Here is a 16,317-nt window from a genome sequence, read left to right on the forward strand (position 1 = left end):
CAGCGTGCAGACCCTGCCGTACGGATCGTGGCCGTCGCCGATCGACGCGGCGCTCGCGGCGGCCCACGACGGGTTCCCGGAGTACGTCGGCTTCGTCGGCGACGAGGCCTGGTGGACCGAGCCCCGGCCCACCGAGGGCGGCCGGCGCACCCTGGTGCGTCGGCGGGCCGACGGCCGACAGGAGCCGGTGCTGCCCGCGCCGTGGAACGTGCGCAGCCGGGTCATCGAGTACGGCGGCCGGCCCTGGGCCGGTGTGCTGCGCGACGGCCGGCCGCTGGTGGTGTTCACGCACTTCGCCGACCAGCGGCTCTACGCGTACGAGCCGGGCGGCGAGCCCCGCCCGCTCACCCCGGCGGGGCCGCGCTTCGCCGAGCCGCGGATCCTGCTCGACCGCGGCGAGGTGTGGTGCGTGCTGGAGGAGTTCACCGGCCCGGCGCCCACCGATGTGCGGCGCGTCCTGGCCGCCGTACCGCTGGACGGGTCGGCCGCCGAGGACCGGGGCGCGGTGCGCGAACTGACCGGCGAGCGGCACCGGTTCGTGTCCGGGCCGCGGCTCGCGCCGGACGGGCGCCGGGTGGCGTGGCTGGCCTGGGACCATCCGAGGATGCCGTGGGACGGCACCGAGCTGCTCGTCGCCGACGTCGGCGCGGACGGCACCTTCGGCGAGCCGCGCCTGGTGGCGGGCGGGCCGCGGGAGTCCGTGGCGCAGGCCGACTGGGCGGCGGACGGGCGGCTGCTGTACGCGAGCGACCGCAGCGGCTGGTGGAACCTCTACCGCGACGGGGAGCCGCTGTGCCCGCGCGAGGAGGAGTTCGGCGGGCCGCTGTGGAAGCTGGGGCAGCGCTGGTTCGCGCCGCTGGACAGCGGGCTGATCGCCGTGCTGCACGGGCGCGGTCCCGCCGTCCTCGGGATACTCGATCCGGAGACCGGCGAGCTGGTGGACGCGGCCGGCCCGTGGACCGAGTTCGCCGCCACGCTCGCCGCGCACGGCGACCGGGTCCTCGCCGTCGGGGCGAGCCCGCGGACCGGCGGCGAGGTCGTCGAGCTGGACACCTGCACCGGGCAGGCCCGGGTGGTCGGCGCCGCCCACGAGGACGCCGTGGACCCCGCCCACTACCCCGAGCCGCAGGCCCGGACCTTCACCGGCCCCGGCGGACGCGAGATCCACGCCCATGTGTATCCGCCCCACCACCCGCAGTGCGCGGCACCCGACGGTGAGCTGCCCCCGTACGTCGTGTGGGCGCACGGCGGACCCACCAGTCGCTCCCCGCTCGTGCTGGACCTGGAGATCGCCTACTTCACCTCGCGCGGCATCGGCGTCGTCGAGGTGAACTACGGCGGCTCCACCGGATACGGCCGCGCCTACCGCGAGCGGCTGCGCGAGCAGTGGGGTGTGGTGGACGTCGAGGACTGCGCGGCCGTCGCGCTCGCCCTCGCCGAGGAGGGCACCGCCGACCCGGCCCGGCTGGCGATCCGCGGCGGCAGCGCCGGCGGCTGGACCGCCGCCGCCTCCCTGGCCACGACGGACGTCTACGCCTGCGGCACGATCATCTACCCCGTGCTCGACCTCGTCGGCTGGGCGTCGGGCGGCACCCACGACTTCGAGTCCCGCTATCTCGACTCCCTCGTAGGGCCGTTCAGCCCGGAACGCTACGCCGAGCGCTCGCCCGTCACGCACGCGGAGAAGATCAGCGTCCCCTTCCTGCTGCTCCAGGGCCTGGACGACGTGATCTGCCCGCCCGAGCAGTGCGAGCGCTTCCTCGCCCGCCTGGAGGGCCGGCGGCTGCCGCACGCCTACATCGCCTTCGAGGGCGAGGGCCACGGCTTCCGGCGGGCCGAGACCATGGTGCGCGCCCTGGAGGCCGAACTGTCCCTGTACGCCGAGGTGTTCGGGCTGAGCAGCACGGGCGTCCCGCTGCTGGAGCTGACCCGGTGAAGCCGCTGCGCAGGCCCCGCCGTCTCGCCCCCGGCGCCCGCGTGGCCGTCGTCGCGCCCAGCGGTCCTGTGCCCGAGGAACGGCTGCAGGCCGGGCTCGACGTGCTGCGCGGCTGGGACCTGGACCCGGTCGTCGCACCCCATGTGCTGGACCGGCACCGCGACTTCGACTACCTCGCGGGGACCGACGCGGACCGGGCCGCCGACCTTCAGGCCGCCTGGTGCGATCCGGCCGTCGACGCCGTGCTGTGCGCGCGGGGCGGCTACGGCGCACAGCGCATGGCCGATCTGCTCGACTGGGACGCGATGGCGGCGGCCGGGCCGAAGGTGTTCGTCGGCTTCAGCGACATCACGGCGCTGCACGAGGCGTTCGCGACCCGGCTCGGCCTGGTCACGCTGCACGGGCCGATGGCCGCCGGGATCGACTTCGTGAAGAACGCCCGGGCCCAGGGGCATCTGCGGGCCACGCTGTTCGCCCCGGAGACGGTCCGCACGATCGCTCCCGGTGCCGGTGCCCTCGCCTCCGGCGGTGCCGGTGCTCTCGTGCCCGGGCGGGCGCGGGGCGTGCTGCTGGGCGGCTGCCTGAGCCTGCTCGCCGCCGAGCTGGGCAGCCCGCACGCCCGGCCGTCCGCGCGGGGCGGACTGCTGTGCCTGGAGGACGTCGGCGAGGAGCCCTACCGCCTGGACCGCTACCTCACCCAACTCCTGCGCTCCGGCTGGCTGGAGGGCGTGCGGGGCGTGCTGCTCGGCTCCTGGGAGGAGTGCGGCCCCTACGAGCGGGTGCGGGCGATGCTCGCGGACCGGCTCGGCGGACTGGGGGTGCCCGTCGCCGAGCGGTTCGGGTTCGGGCACGGGGCGGGTGCGCTGACGATCCCGTTCGGCGTCGGGGCCGAACTCGACGCGACAGCAGGCACGTTGACGCTCGACGTTCCCGCCCTCGGCTGATCCGTCCGGTGACGGTGGGTCACGGGGTCGACTGTCGGCTTCGTGGGCTGCGAGAAGAGGTTATTTCACCTTACGTCGCACACACCTCTTGATGAAAAGCTGCTGGTTGGGTGCGTATTCCGCAAAGAGATCGTAAAGACGGACGTCGCACTCGTGCGGGAGATGTGAACGGGCAGTGATGGGTGGAGTCCTGGGGTCATCGCGTTTACCCGGGTGTCCGAGATCAAAACCCGCCATCTTCGACGGCTCCCCCTCGGCTCTTTACTCTCACCAGGGATGTTCTTTACTCAGGTAAAGCCTCCAGGCAGGACGCCTGTGGATCATGGGGCCGCCACCCCCCGTGTATCGACGTCCCTTGCGCATCCCAGGAGATTGCGGATGAATCACGCGCGCCTGAAGGCGTGGCCGAGAACGGCCGCAGCCAGCGTGCCCCGACGAACGCGGCAGCGAAGAAGAACCGCTGCCGCGTTGTCACTGACCATGCTGGCCGAGATAGCCCTGATGCTGAACACCGGCCAGGCCGTCGCGGTCGGCAAGGCCGAAGCCGGCGCCCCCACGAGCAAGGCCGCCAAGGCGGTCGGACCGGCCGAGGCGCAGGACACCGCCTCGGCCATGCTGATGGCCCGTCTCCAGGACCGCAGGATCGAGGTGCTCTCGGCGCGGACCGAGGACTCGAACACCTGGGCACTGCCGTCGGGCGCCCTGCAGACCGAGTCCTTCGCCGGCCCGGTACGGGTGAGGCGGGCCGGCAAGTGGCAGGACATCGACACGTCGCTGTCCGACGTGGGCGCCGATCTGAAGCCGAGGGCGGCGGCCGCGGATGTCGCCGTCTCCGACGGCGGTGACAGCGAACTCGCGTCGGTCGCCCGGGGCAAGTCCCGCTTCTCCATGGGCTGGCAGGGCAGGCTGCCCGCGCCGAAGGTGAAGGGCTCGACCGCCTCCTACGACCTCGGCGCCGGGCAGACCCTGAAGGTCACCGCGCAGAAGCAGGGCTTCTCCGAGGAGGTGATCCTCGCCGACAGCCCCGACAACCCGGTGTCTTACCGCATTCCGTTGCGGCTGGACGGGCTGAAGCTGTCCCAGGCGGCCTCCGGTCACCTGCTGATGAAGGACGCGAGCGGGCGTCTGGTGGCCGAGGCGCCGGCGCCCATGATGTGGGACTCCTCCAAGGACCCGCGCTCGGGTGATCCGAAGCACGTGGCCCGGGTCGCCACGAAGATCGAGACGGCGAAGGACGGGTCGCAGACCCTGGTCCTGACCCCGGACGCGAAGTTCCTGGCCGACCCCGCGCTGACCTACCCGGTCACGGTGGACCCGACGTCCACCCTGGCGGTCACGACCGACACGTGGGTGCAGACCCCGGACTACCCGGACTCGCAGCTGTCGTCGGGCGAGCTGAAGTCGGGAACGTACGACGCGGGCTCGGACATCGCGCGGTCGTACCTGAAGTTCAACGTGTCGCCGTTCACCGGCAAGCACATCATCGACACGAACCTGGCGCTGTACTCGTACTACTCCTCGACCTGCGCCACGACGGGTGCGGGCACCGAGGTGCGCCGCATCACCGGCAACTGGGACTCCTCCACCATCACCTGGGGAACCCAGCCGGCGACCACCACCACCGGCGCGGTGGTGAACAAGGCGGCGCTGGGCTACAACACGTCGTGCCCGGCCGGCACGATGAACTTCGACATCGACGCCATCGTGGCCGCGTGGGCGAGCGGCAGCGCCAACTACGGTCTGCGGATCGGCGGCGCGAGCGAGACCGACTCCCTGACGTGGCGGCGGTTCCGGTCCGCCAACTACATCTCCGGTGACAACTCGGTCGAGCCGCACCTGACGGTCACGTACAACTCCTACCCGGCCGTTCCCACGTCCTCCGCCATCTCGCCGTCCGTGGTGAACGCCTACAACGGCAAGCGGTACGTGACCTCGCTGACGCCGACGCTGTCGGCGAAGGTGACGGACTCGGACGGCGGCACGGTCAAGGCCCAGTTCGAGGTCACCCCCGACCCCGCGTACGCCGACACGACATACACGTACACCGCGACGAGCGCGGGCGTGGCGTCCGGTTCCACAGCCTCCCTGGCCGTCCCGTCGGCCAACGCCTTCCCGGCCGGCGCGCACCTGCGCTACCGGGTGCGCGGCTACGACTCCACCGACTACGGGTCCTGGACCGGGTACACCACGTTCGTGCTGAACACGGCACTGCCCGCGGCCCCGACCGTCAACTGCGCCCCGTACCCGCAGGGCACCTGGTCGGCGAAGGCGCCGGGCTCGGTGACCTGCACGCTCGACACGACGTCGACGGACGGCCAGGGCTTCAAGTGGGGCCTGGACGACTCGGCGATGTCCAAGAGCGTGTACGACACGGTGGACGGCACCGGCGGTGACCCGCTGAACATCGCCATCACGCCCGCCGACGGCTGGCACACGCTGTACGCCCAGACCATCGACTCGGGCGGCAACCTGTCGACGGCCACCACCAAGTACTCCTTCGGTGTGGGCACCGACGGTGCCGCGCTGCTGAGCCCGGGCGACGGCGACCGGCCCGCCCGGCGCGTCGCTCTGTCCGCCACCGGCAAGACCACCTACACCGGCGTCACCTACCAGTACCGCCGCGGTGAGACGGACACCTGGCACAACGTGCCGCTCGCGGACGTCTCCAAGAACAGCGACGGTACCGCTGTCACCGCCTGGCCGCTGGCCGCCCCGAACGGTGCGCCGCCCGCGCTGACCTGGAACATCACCACCTCGCTGGCCGAGGACGGCCCGGTCGAGATCCGCGCGGCCTTCACCGACGGCACCACCACCGGCAACTCGCTGCCCGTGACGGTCACCGTCGACCGCCAGGCCGGCGACGCGCCCACCCAGTCGGTCGGCCCGGGCGAGGTGAACCTGCTCACCGGCGACTTCTCCTTCTCCGAGAGCGACGTCTCGGCGTTCAGCATGAGCGTCGACCGTTCCGTCTCCTCCCGGCAGCCGACCGCGGGCAGCGACGCCGAGGGGCAGGTGGCGATCTTCGGTCCGCAGTGGACCTCCGGCACGACGGCGGAGACCTCCGACTCCGACTACGCCTACATCCGCAAGACCTCGGCCACCTCGGTCTCGGTCGTGGACGTGGACGGCGTCGAGACCGGCTTCACCGCGACCAGCACGGGAGGCTGGAAGAGCGAGCCGGGTGCCGAGGAACTCACCCTGACCGGCAGCCTCACCGGCTCCTTCACGCTGAAGGAGACCGACGGGACCACCACGACCTTCACGAAGGTCGACGCGGCCGCCACCACCTGGCAGGTGTCCACCACCTACCTGCCGACCGACAACTCCACCACCAAGGTCGTCTCGGAGAAGGTGGTCAGCGGTTCGCTCACGCTGGCCCGCCCGAAGTACGTCATCGCGCCCACCTCGGCCGTGGCACCCGCCACCTGCGAGACGACGCCGTCGACGAAGGGCTGCCGCCTGCTGGAGTACGTGTACGCCACCTCCACCACGGCCACGTCCACGGCGTTCGGCGACTACGTGGGGCGCGTCACGTCGGTCCGGCTGTGGGCCACCGACCCCGGTGCCGCCTCGGCGACCGCCACGGCGATGGTCCAGTACGCCTACGACGCCTCCGGCCGGCTGCGCGAGGCGTGGGACCCGCGGATCTCCCCGCTGCTGAAGACGGCCTACACCTACGACAGCGCCGGCCGGATCGCGACCCTGACCCCGGGCGGTGAGCTGCCGTGGACCTTCACCTACGGCACGGCGGGCAACGCGGCCACCGCGGGCCCGGGCATGCTGCTGAAGGCGTCCCGGCCCACGCTCGTGCAGGGCTCGAAGACGCAGACCGACGGGGGTACGGCCACCACCAGCGTGGTCTACGACGTGCCGCTGACCGGCGCGAAGGCCCCGTACGCGATGGGCGCCCCGGACGTCGCCGCCTGGGGCCAGAGCGACGCGGCCTCGGACGCGACGGCGGTGTTCCCGCCGGACGCGGTGCCGGCGTCGAACGACGGCGCGGCGCTGACCGCCGGTTCCTACAGCCGGGCCGCCATCTCCTACGCGGACGCCTCCGGTCGTGAGGTCAACAGCGCCGACCCCGGCGGCCACATCATCACCACCGAGTACGACCACGTGGGCAACGTCGTCCGCGAACTGAACGCCAGGAACCGGGAACTGGCCCTGGCCACCGGCGGTTCCGGCCTCGACCAGCTCACCCGGCTGGGCATCAACGGCTCCTCCACCGCCGAGCGCGCCCAGAAGCTGTCCACCGTGCACGTCTACTCCAGCGACGCGACGCGTGAACTGGAGACGTTCGGACCGCTGCACCTGGTCACCCTGGTCAACACCCTTCAGGGTGGCGCCGGCGGCACCTCGCTCGCCGCGGGCACCGAGACCCCCGCCCGCCAGCACGTGGTGACCGCCTACGACGAGGGCCGTCCCACGGACGGCAGCGCCACGGTGAGCAACCAGCCCACCACCATCACCACCAGTGCGCGCGTCGACGGTTTCCCGACCGACGCGGACGCCCGCGTCAGCACCATGCCGTACGACTGGGCCAAGGGACTGCCCACCTCGACCACGGACGACCCGAACGGTGTGAACATCACCCGGACGACCGTGTACGACGCTCAGGGCAGGGTCGTCAAGACCATGCAGCCCAAGTCCAACGGATCCGACGCCGGGACGACGGTCACCACGTACTGGTCGGCCACCGGCACCGGAGCGTGCAACGGCCGCCCGGAGTGGGCCGACCTGCTCTGCTCGGTGGGGCCCGCCGGCGCGATCACGGGCGGCGGCGCCAACCCGGCCGAGCTGCCCACCAAGACCACCGAGTACGACCGGTGGGGCAACGTGGCCAAGGTGACCGAGACGGCCAACGGCCTGACCCGCACCACCACGCTCACCTACGACGCGGCCGGCCGCGCGATCAAGTCGTCGATCACCGGTGGGCTCGGCACCGCGGTGTCGGACACCACGACCACCTACGACGGTGCCACCGGCACCGTGGCGTCCGTGACCTCGAACGGCCAGACCATCACCCAGAGCAGTGACATGCTCGGCAGGGGGATCTCCTACAGCGACGGCTCGGGCAACACCACGACCACCGAGTACGACAGCCTGGACCGCCCGGTCAAGGTGACCGACTCGGCACCGTCGACGACCACGTTCACCTACGACACCGCCCAGGAGCCGCGCGGCCTGCCGGTCTCCCGCACGGACTCGCTGGCCGGCACCGTCAGCGCCGTCTACGACGCGAACGGAAGCCTCGTCTCCGAGAAGCTGCCGGGCGGCTACACCCTCACCCTGACCCAGGACGAGGCCGGTGCGCCTACCACGCGGGTCTACACCCGGGACAGCGACGGCGTCGTCGTGGCCTCCGACACGGTCAGCCGCTCGGTGCACGGCCAGATCGTCGAGGGCACCGACACCGCCGGTACGAGCCGGACCCGTTCCTACACCTACGACGGGATCGACCGGCTCACCCGCACGGACGACACCGCCCCGGACGGGACCTGCACCCGCAGGGACTACACCTTCGACAAGAACACCAACCGCACCGCCCTGGCCACGTCCACCGGCGCCGCGGGCGAGGCCTGCACCTCCACGGGTGCGACCACCGTCGGCAGCACCTACGACACCGCCGACCGGCTGCTCGCCGCGGGTACCGTCTACGACGCCTTCGGCCGCACCACGACCACGGGCAGCACCACGCTGACGTACCACGTCAACGACCTCGTCCAGAGCGAGACCGTCGGTGACAACCGCACGCAGTGGTCCCTGGACGCGGTGGGCCGCCTCGCGCAGTCCGTCCAGCAGACCAAGGACGCCGGCGGCGTCTGGAACACCACCACCACCCTCACCAACCACTACGGATCCAGCGGAGACAGCCCGGCCTGGAGCCGGTCGTCCGCGGGCGCCGTCGTCCGCAGCGTCCCCGACATGGCGGGCGGCCTCGGAGCGTCGACCAGCGCCACCGGCGACGTCGTCCTGAAGCTGACCAACATGCACGGTGACGTCACGGTGCAGCTTCCGCTCGACACCGCCGTGGCCCCGGTGGCCCAGTCCTACGACGAGTACGGCAACCGTCTCGACGACACCGCCGCCACCACGTACGGCTGGCTCGGCGGCGCGCAGCGCGACAGCGGCACCCTCAGCGGAATCACCCTGATGGGCGTCCGGCTCTACGACTCGGCCACCGGACGCTTCCTGCAGATCGACCCCGTCCAGGGCGGCAACGACAACAACTACGAGTACTGCCGCGGCAACCCCGTGGGCTGCACCGACGTCAGCGGTGCGTACTCGTACACGTACAGTTACGACCTCGGGTACTTCTGGAGCTCCGCCAAGGAGGTGTTCAGCTGGGTCCGCCACCACTTCTGGGTGTTCCCCTTCACCGGTTGCGGATCCACGCTGAGCTACGGCGAGCGGTGCAACCTGGCGTACGGCGTCTTCCCCGTCCGCGTGGTCGAACTCGGCAAGACCTACTGGAAGTTCAAGTCCCTCAAGGGACACCTGGAGGGCGCCGGCAAGACGATCAAGTTCTCGTTCTCCAAGAGCTGGGGCCGTGTCAAACTGACGGTGAGCGCCAAGGGGGCCAACGACAAGTGGTTCCAGAAGCACATGCTCACCAGGTGGGGCAACATGGCGGGAGCCTGGCTCACATGGCTGTGGTTCGCCAGCAACGTCGCCTGGTACGCCCCGCGATGGTAGGAGAACCGACATGAACACACCGAGCCGGACGACGAACCGATGGGTGCTGGCGCTCCTGGTTCCCGCGGAGTTCGTCCCGGGCATCCTGGCGGCGCTCATCCTCGGCACGGTCGGAACCGACCAGATCCTCCGGTCCCTCGGAGTGATCAGCCGTGCGTCGAGCGACCCCTCCCTCCTGCTGGGGGTGCTCCTCGTGTCCGTAGCACTCGCTCCCTTCGCCATCGCGGCGATCACCGCCGCGTACCAACGCAGACGCGGTGGCTCCTGGGAGCGGGCGCTGAAGGCGTGCGCGAACGCGGCGCTCGTCTCAGGCCTGCTGGCTGTTCTCGTGGCCCTGCCGGTGTCGATCACCGTCGCGTGACCCCCTCGCGGGGTTCCGCCTGACACCATCCACACAAGGGGCGGCCGATCCGGATTCCGGGTCGGCCGCCCCGCTCAGACTTCGGGAAAGAAATGCGCCGATTCGCCGCGCTCCTGCTGGCACCCGCCCTCGCGCTCGTGGGGTGCAGCAACGATCATTCATCGGGCAAGCCCCGGCCGGACGGCTGGCACCGGCCGCTGGCGGCCCCTTCGGTCCCGGTGCACGCGAAGCCCCTGCCCGCCGTGGTGCGCACCGACACCGTGCTGCCCAGCGTGTCGGGGCCGTTCGGCAGCCGGGCCACGATCTCGCTGCCGAAGTCCGCGCCGAGCGGGAAATTCGTCGTCGCGCCGCAAACACCGGGGCGGGGGCGCTCGGCGCACGCCGGTGACGTGGCCATCGTCCGCTACACGGCCAAAGTCTGGCGGACCGGCAAGGAACTGCCCGGTTCGTACGACAAGGGCAGCCGCCCCCAGGTGTTCGCCGTCGGGCGGGGCGCGACACTGCCCGCGCTGGACCAGGCCGTGCAGGGGCAACGTGCCGGGAGCCGGCTGCTGGTCGTGGCGCCCCCGGCGGCCGCGTACGGAACGACCGGCAGTGCTCGGCTCGGGGTCACCGGCAAGGACACCATCGTCTACGCCGTAGATGTCCTGAACGTCATCGCCTCGCACGCCCTCGTCACCGGCGACCAGAAGCCGGTCCCCGGTGACCTGCCGCAGGTGCGCATGAACGACAGCGACGGCACCGCCTCCGTCGCCGTCCCGGACAAGGCCGCTCCCAAGGGCCTGGTGGCCCGGAACCTGGTGGACGGCACGGGACCGGTGGTGCGGGACGGGCAGACACTCGTGGTGCAGCATTCCTCGGCCGCGTGGGACGGGTCGCGGGGCGAGGACGAGGCCGACCTCTTCCTCAGCTCCCGCGCCGAAGGCGGGCCCCTGTCCGTCGTCATCGGCCGGGGCAACGTCATCGCGGGGTGGGACCAGGCCCTGGCCGGGAGGAGGGTCGGCAGCCGTGTGCTCGCCGTGATCCCGGCGGGTCTGGCATACGGAGCGCATCCCCCGAAGGGGCTGACACCCGGCTCCAGCGTGGTATCGGTCCTCGACATCCTCGCCGCCGTCTGAGGCACCGCGAGGACTGGTCACCCGCAGGCACGGCTCGCCGTGCGTGAGCACCGCCCCGGCCGCACCCTGGGTGAATGAGGACCAAGACGAAGACACCCGTCGGCGAGGTCAAGCACGGCGGCTGGTCGGCGATGCTCACGCCGCGCCGGATCATCGCACTGGTGCTCGCCGTGCTCGGTCTGGTCTTTATTTTCGAGAACACCCAGGAGACCGAGATCCGGCTGCTGGTGCCGCTGGTCACCATGCCCCTGTGGGTGGCGCTGCTGGCCACCGGCGTGATCGGCGCGCTGTGCGGGGCGTTCTTCCTCACCCGGCGCCGCTAGCGGCCCCGCGCGCGGGGCGCGGGGTGCGTCGTTAGGGTGACGGCATGCCGCACACCGCATCCCGTTGGCTCGCCGAGGGGCCCCGCGTGGGCATACGCTACTTCGGCTACGACGACGGCCCCGAGTTCACCGCCCGGGCCCGTGAGAGCAAGGACCTGCACCAGCCGTGGCTGTTCCCGCCGGACAGCGCCGACGCCTACACGGCGTACGCGGGCCGGCTGATCGAGGACCCGACGAAGGCCGGGTTCCTGGTGTGCGAGAAGGACGGCGGGGGCATCGCCGGCTTCATCAACATCAACAACATCGTCCACGGCGCCTTCCTCAGCGGCGCGCTCGGCTACGGCGCCTTCGCGCACGCGGCCGGGCGCGGGCTGATGCGGGAGGGGCTGGACCTCGTCGTCGGCCACGCCTTCGGCCCGATGCGGCTGCACCGGCTGGAGATCAACGTCCAGCCGGGCAACGCCGCCTCCGTCGGCCTGGCCCGCGCCTGCGGCTTCCGGCTGGAGGGGTTCTCGCCGAAGATGCTCTTCATCGACGGGGCGTGGCGCGATCACGAGCGGTGGGCGATCACCGCCGAGATGCGGGCTTGTAGTTGATCTTCATCGTGTCGAGGTCGGTGACGGACGACTTCAGCTCCCCGAAGCCGTAGCCCAGACCGCGCAGCGTGGTCGCGGCCCGGTCCTCCGCGACGGCCGCGGCCATCTCCTCGCCGTCCGCGGCGTCCGACACCACGACGAACCGCATCGAGAAGTGCTTCAGCGGCCGCGGCTCGTAGGTGAGCGTCCCCTCCTCGGTGAACCGCATGCTCGCCAGCCCGTGGCCGGCCGCCTCGGCCAGCAGCCGCTCCCGGGCCTCCTCGGTCAGGCCGTCCCAGGTGCCCCGGACGATCACCCGGTAGGTGTGCTGCTCGCTCATGAAACGCTCGTGCTCCTTACGACGCTGTCGCTGAAAGGGCCGACTGTACGGGCGCGGTGGCCGGCCTTCCCACCGAATAAAACCGGCGGCTTTGCGCAATCCTGACCCGCACCGGCCCTGGCCGGATCACCGGGCAACCGCTTCCATGGCCATCGTGACGACGATCCGACATGAGGTACTGACGCTGCCCGCCGCGGACCTCGGCCCGGACAACCCGCTGCCCGCGCTGACCCTTCCCCCACTCTCGAATTCGCTCGACCGGGGGGACCCCCATGACGAGACGCACCGCATCGACGACCGCGACAAGCAGGACCTGCCGCGCGACATGGCCCGGCAGATCGGCTACGCCCCGCTGACCGGCCTGCTGCCCGTGCGGCTGCGCGACGGCTACGACCGTGACCGCGCCCCCCGCTCCCTCGACGCCCTGGTCCTGGAGAACGACCGCCTGCGCGCCACCGTCCTGCCCGGCCTCGGCGGCCGGATCGTCTCCCTGCTTCACAAACCCATGGGCCGTGAACTCCTCTACCGCAACCCGGTGTTCCAGCCCGCCAACTTCGCCCTCAACGGCGCCTGGTACTCCGGCGGCATCGAGTGGAACATCGGCGCCACCGGCCATACGACCCTGTCCTGCGCCCCGCTGCACGCCGCCCGGGTCCCGGCGCCCGACGGCACGGACATGCTGCGGCTGTGGGAGTGGGAGCGGCTGCGCGACCTGCCCTTCCAGGTCGACCTGTGGCTGCCGGACGGCTCCGACTTCCTGTACGTCGGCGTGCGCGTCCGCAACCCGCACGAGCGGCCCGTGCCCACCTACTGGTGGTCCAACATCGCCGTCCCCGAGGAGTGCCGGGTCCTCGCCCCGGCGACGGAGGCGTACCACTTCGGCTACGAGCGCCGGCTGCGCCGGGTGCCGGTCCCGGCGTACGACGGCGTCGACCGCACGTACCCGCTCAACAGCCCTTATGCCGCCGACTACTTCTACGAGGTGCCCGAGCGGCGCCGGCGCTGGATCGCCGCGCTGGACGCCGGCGGACACGGCCTGGTGCAGACCTCCACCGACGCGCTGCGCGGCCGCAAGCTGTTCGTGTGGGGCCACCTGCCCGGCGGACGCCGCTGGCAGCAGTGGCTCACCGAACCCGGCACCGGCGGCTACTGCGAGATCCAGGCCGGCCTCGCCCGCACCCAGCTGGAGCACGTGCGGCTGGAGCCGGAGAGCGAGGTGTCCTGGCTGGAGGCCTACGGGCCGTTCGACGCCGACCCGCAGGGGGAGTGGAACGCCGTCGTCGACCGGGCCGAGGCCCGTCTGGAGGCCGTACTGCCGCGGGCCGACGTCGACGCCGCGTACGCCGCCTGGCTGCCGCACGCCGACATGGAACCGGCCCAGACCCTCGCCACCGGGTCCGGCTGGGGCGCGCTGGAGGTGCTGCGCGGCGGGTTCAAACTGCCCGGCACGCCCTTCGAGGAGTCCACCCTGGGCGAGGAGTAGGAACCGTGGCGGGAGCTGCTGCGCACCGGGATGCTGCCCGAGCCGCGCCGGGTACGGCCGCCCGGCCCGAGCCTCGTCGCCCCGCACTGGCGGGACATGCTGGAGACCGCGCCGGCCCGCCCGTACACCGAGTACCACCTCGGCGTCGCCCAGTGGCACGCCGGCGACCGCGCGCAGGCCGTGCGCAGCTGGGAGCGCGCACTGCCGCTCGCCCCCGCCGCGTGGCCGCTGCTGCGCTGCCTCGCCGTCGCCGACCGGGAGGGCGGCCACGGCGAGCGCGCCGCCGAGCGGTACGCGCAGGCCTTCGACGACCTGTGCCGTCAGCGGCGCGACAGCGACCCGGAGTGGACCGCCGCCACCGCCGCCCTCGGCCGGGAGGCCGTCGAGGCGCTGCTCGCGGCCGGCCGCGCCGACGATGCGCGGGCCGTGTGGGAGCGGCTGCCCTCCGCGACCCGGGAGCGCGGCCGGTTCCGGCTGCTGCAGGCCGCGCTGCTGCTCGCCGAGGGCCGACGGGATCAGGCGCGGGCGGTGTTCGACGCGGGCTTCGAGGTCGCCGATCTCCGCGAGGGCGACGAGGTGATCGGCCGGCTGTGGGCTCGCCTCTTTGACGAACCCCTGCCCGACCGCTACGACTTCCGGATGCGGCCCGCTCAAGGGTCGGCTCCGTGAATCGTTCAGGCCGCAGTTCCGTCCGGGGCGAACGCGTGCCGGAAGGTGAAGGCGTGCGGCGCTGAGCCGTGGTCGTGGAGGTGCTCCAGCCGGGACACCCCGTCCTGCCAGACGGGTGTCACGCCCTCGGAGACCCACCACAGGACGTGACTCGGCTTTCCCGTCCTCTCGAACCAGTCGTGACGCCGGTTCAGCGCCTCCCGGTGCGGACCGGTGTAGACGGCGTCGAAGGCCGAGCGCAGGTCGGTCCAGAGGGAGAGGGTCGCGTCCATGGCGGTGGTTTCCGCCGTACGGCCCTTGCCGTACCAGGCCGGTACGGCGAACTCGCCCCACGCGCCCCAGTCCAGGTCGAAGTGCGCGCCCCGGCCGCCGTTGACCGCCTCGGCACGAGCGAGGTACCCGGGGTGCCGGCTGACCTTCCGGTAGACGGCCTCGCCGCGGTCGCGGAGTGCGCGCGGGAGAGGTGAGGGATCGGCGAGAGGTGACTTCAGGACACCGAACGTGTACAGCGCAAGACGGGGCATGCCTCTCCCTGGTCGAAGGTGCCTGGTGCGGATCCCGTGGCCTGACGGAACTCCGGTGCGACCGTGGGCGATCGCCGAGGCCCCGGTGAAGGTAGCCGCCTTCGCGAGCCATGTCGACGTTGCGTTTTTCCCGTCCGAGTGGCCTCGCGCACCGGTCACCTCGCGGTCCGGCTCGGCGCGGCAGGGACCCCTGCAACCTCCTGCAACCCTTGTTGCCCCTCGGCGGCGCGATCACATTGGCCACACCGCAGTCACCTGCGCGTAGCACGCCCGTGACGCGGCAGAAAACCACACCCCCCTCGCCGTACCCGCAACTCCGCCGAGGAGCCCCCGATGACCGAGACACTCCCCGCCCGCCCGGTGCCGGGACTGGATGAGAAAGCCCTGCTCAGGGCCTATCGCACCATGCGGACCATCCGCGTGTTCGAAGAGCGCCTGCACGACGAGTTCGCGACCGGTGAGATCCCCGGATTCGTCCACCTGTACGCGGGCGAGGAAGCCTCGGCCACCGGGGTGTGCATGAACCTCGACGACGACCGCGACTCCATCTCCAGCACCCACCGCGGCCACGGCCACTGCATCGCCAAGAACGTCGACGTCAAGGAGATGATGGCGGAGATCTACGGCCGCACCACCGGCTCCTGCCACGGCAAGGGCGGCTCGATGCACATCGCCGACCTCAGCAAGGGCATGCTCGGCGCCAACGGCATCGTCGGCGGCGGACCGCCGCTCATCTGCGGCACCGCCCTCGCGGCCAAGCTGCGCGGCGACGGCGGCGTCGGTGTCGCCTTCTTCGGCGACGGCGGCAGCAACCAGGGCACCACTCTGGAGTCGCTGAACCTCGCCACGGTGTGGAACCTACCGGCGGTGTTCGTCGCCGAGAACAACGGCTACGCCGAGGCCACCGCCAGCTCCTGGTCCGTCGGCGGCGGCTCCATCGCCGCCCGCGCCGCCGCGTTCGGCATGCCCGGCGCCGTCGTCGACGGCTTCGACTTCTTCGCTGTGTACGAGGCGGCCCGCGAGGCCGTGGAGCGGGCCAGGACCGGCGGCGGCCCCACGCTCATCGAGGTGCGGCTCACCCGCTACTACGGCCACTTCGAGGGCGACCAGCAGACCTACCGCTCGACCGAGGTCACCGAGGCCCGCGAGAGGCTCGACTGCCTCAAGCGGTTCCGCGCGCGGGTGACCGCCGAGGGCCTGCTCACCGACGAGCAGCTCGACCAGGTCGACGCCGACGTGGCCCGGCTGGTCGACGAGTCCGTCGAGGAGGCCAAGGCGGCGCCGCTGCCGACCGCCGCCGACCTCACGACCGACGTCTACATCTCCTACTGACACACCGAAGGACACA

Annotated in this window: 10 protein-coding genes and 1 pseudogene; 9 read left to right on the top strand and 2 right to left on the bottom strand. The window is 71.9% G+C overall.

What is annotated here, in order from left to right; genetic code table 11:
* Positions 1 to 4 precede the first annotated feature (4 nt).
* The 7 genes from C3489_RS21390 to C3489_RS21420 all read left to right on the top strand — a co-directional run bounded on the left by C3489_RS21390 (position 5) and on the right by C3489_RS21420 (position 11,974).
* Complete coding sequence (locus C3489_RS21390; protein WP_103783632.1) at positions 5 to 1,936, top strand: LpqB family beta-propeller domain-containing protein; 1,932 nt, start codon at positions 5 to 7, stop codon at positions 1,934 to 1,936.
* A complete protein-coding gene (locus tag C3489_RS21395; protein ID WP_103783633.1) occupies positions 1,933 to 2,880 on the top strand; it encodes an LD-carboxypeptidase in 948 nt (315 codons plus the stop codon). Before C3489_RS21390 ends, C3489_RS21395 begins: the two co-directional genes overlap by 4 nt.
* Before the next feature lie 468 nt (positions 2,881 to 3,348).
* Positions 3,349 to 9,576, top strand: a complete 6,228-nt coding sequence (locus C3489_RS21400; protein ID WP_258054882.1) for a DNRLRE domain-containing protein — start codon at positions 3,349 to 3,351, stop codon at positions 9,574 to 9,576.
* A 10-nt stretch (positions 9,577 to 9,586) separates the two neighbouring features.
* Positions 9,587 to 9,937: a hypothetical protein gene (locus C3489_RS21405; RefSeq protein ID WP_103783635.1), complete on the top strand. Its 351-nt coding sequence runs from the start codon at positions 9,587 to 9,589 to the stop codon at positions 9,935 to 9,937.
* A 92-nt stretch (positions 9,938 to 10,029) separates the two neighbouring features.
* Positions 10,030 to 11,055, top strand: coding sequence for an FKBP-type peptidyl-prolyl cis-trans isomerase (locus tag C3489_RS21410; protein WP_103783636.1), 1,026 nt, complete (start codon positions 10,030 to 10,032; stop codon positions 11,053 to 11,055).
* 74 nt (positions 11,056 to 11,129) lie between these two features.
* Positions 11,130 to 11,378, top strand: coding sequence for a LapA family protein (locus tag C3489_RS21415; RefSeq protein WP_258054883.1), 249 nt, complete (start codon positions 11,130 to 11,132; stop codon positions 11,376 to 11,378).
* Between the two features lie 44 nt (positions 11,379 to 11,422).
* A complete protein-coding gene (locus C3489_RS21420; protein ID WP_103783637.1) occupies positions 11,423 to 11,974 on the top strand; it encodes a GNAT family N-acetyltransferase in 552 nt (183 codons plus the stop codon).
* Here C3489_RS21420 and C3489_RS21425 read toward each other — a convergent pair.
* Positions 11,946 to 12,293: a DUF6204 family protein gene (locus C3489_RS21425; protein ID WP_103783638.1), complete on the bottom strand. Its 348-nt coding sequence runs from the start codon at positions 12,291 to 12,293 to the stop codon at positions 11,946 to 11,948. The two genes, C3489_RS21420 and C3489_RS21425, sit on opposite strands and share 29 nt — an antisense overlap.
* Before the next feature lie 145 nt (positions 12,294 to 12,438).
* On the opposite strand from C3489_RS21425, the pseudogene C3489_RS21430 reads away from it, so the two are divergent.
* Positions 12,439 to 14,445 (top strand): annotated as a pseudogene (locus tag C3489_RS21430) (DUF5107 domain-containing protein).
* 5 nt (positions 14,446 to 14,450) lie between these two features.
* Here the strand turns inward: C3489_RS21430 and C3489_RS21435 are convergent.
* Positions 14,451 to 14,969 carry a DUF3291 domain-containing protein gene (locus C3489_RS21435; protein WP_103783639.1) on the bottom strand — a complete coding sequence of 173 codons (519 nt, stop codon included), beginning with the start codon at positions 14,967 to 14,969 and terminating at the stop codon, positions 14,451 to 14,453.
* A gap of 333 nt (positions 14,970 to 15,302) precedes the next feature.
* Here C3489_RS21435 and C3489_RS21440 point away from each other — a divergent pair, with 333 nt between their 5' ends.
* Positions 15,303 to 16,301: a thiamine pyrophosphate-dependent dehydrogenase E1 component subunit alpha gene (locus C3489_RS21440; RefSeq protein WP_103783640.1), complete on the top strand. Its 999-nt coding sequence runs from the start codon at positions 15,303 to 15,305 to the stop codon at positions 16,299 to 16,301.
* The last annotated feature ends 16 nt before the right edge of the window (positions 16,302 to 16,317 follow it).

It is taken from the genome of Streptomyces sp. Ru71 (genome assembly GCF_002920535.1).
Lineage (GTDB): Bacteria > Actinomycetota > Actinomycetes > Streptomycetales > Streptomycetaceae > Streptomyces.

What these genes read in the sequence shown, in the direction of transcription:
- C3489_RS21405 (WP_103783635.1), top strand. Translation starts at nt 9,587, where the DNA reads ATGAACACACCGAGCCGGACGACGAACCGATGGGTGCTGGCGCTCCTG.
- C3489_RS21415 (WP_258054883.1), top strand. Translation starts at nt 11,130, where the DNA reads ATGAGGACCAAGACGAAGACACCCGTCGGCGAGGTCAAGCACGGCGGC.
- C3489_RS21420 (WP_103783637.1), top strand. Translation starts at nt 11,423, where the DNA reads ATGCCGCACACCGCATCCCGTTGGCTCGCCGAGGGGCCCCGCGTGGGC.
- C3489_RS21410 (WP_103783636.1), top strand. Translation starts at nt 10,030, where the DNA reads ATGCGCCGATTCGCCGCGCTCCTGCTGGCACCCGCCCTCGCGCTCGTG.
- C3489_RS21440 (WP_103783640.1), top strand. Translation starts at nt 15,303, where the DNA reads ATGACCGAGACACTCCCCGCCCGCCCGGTGCCGGGACTGGATGAGAAA.
- C3489_RS21425 (WP_103783638.1), bottom strand. Translation starts at nt 12,293, where the DNA reads ATGAGCGAGCAGCACACCTACCGGGTGATCGTCCGGGGCACCTGGGAC.
- C3489_RS21435 (WP_103783639.1), bottom strand. Translation starts at nt 14,969, where the DNA reads ATGCCCCGTCTTGCGCTGTACACGTTCGGTGTCCTGAAGTCACCTCTC.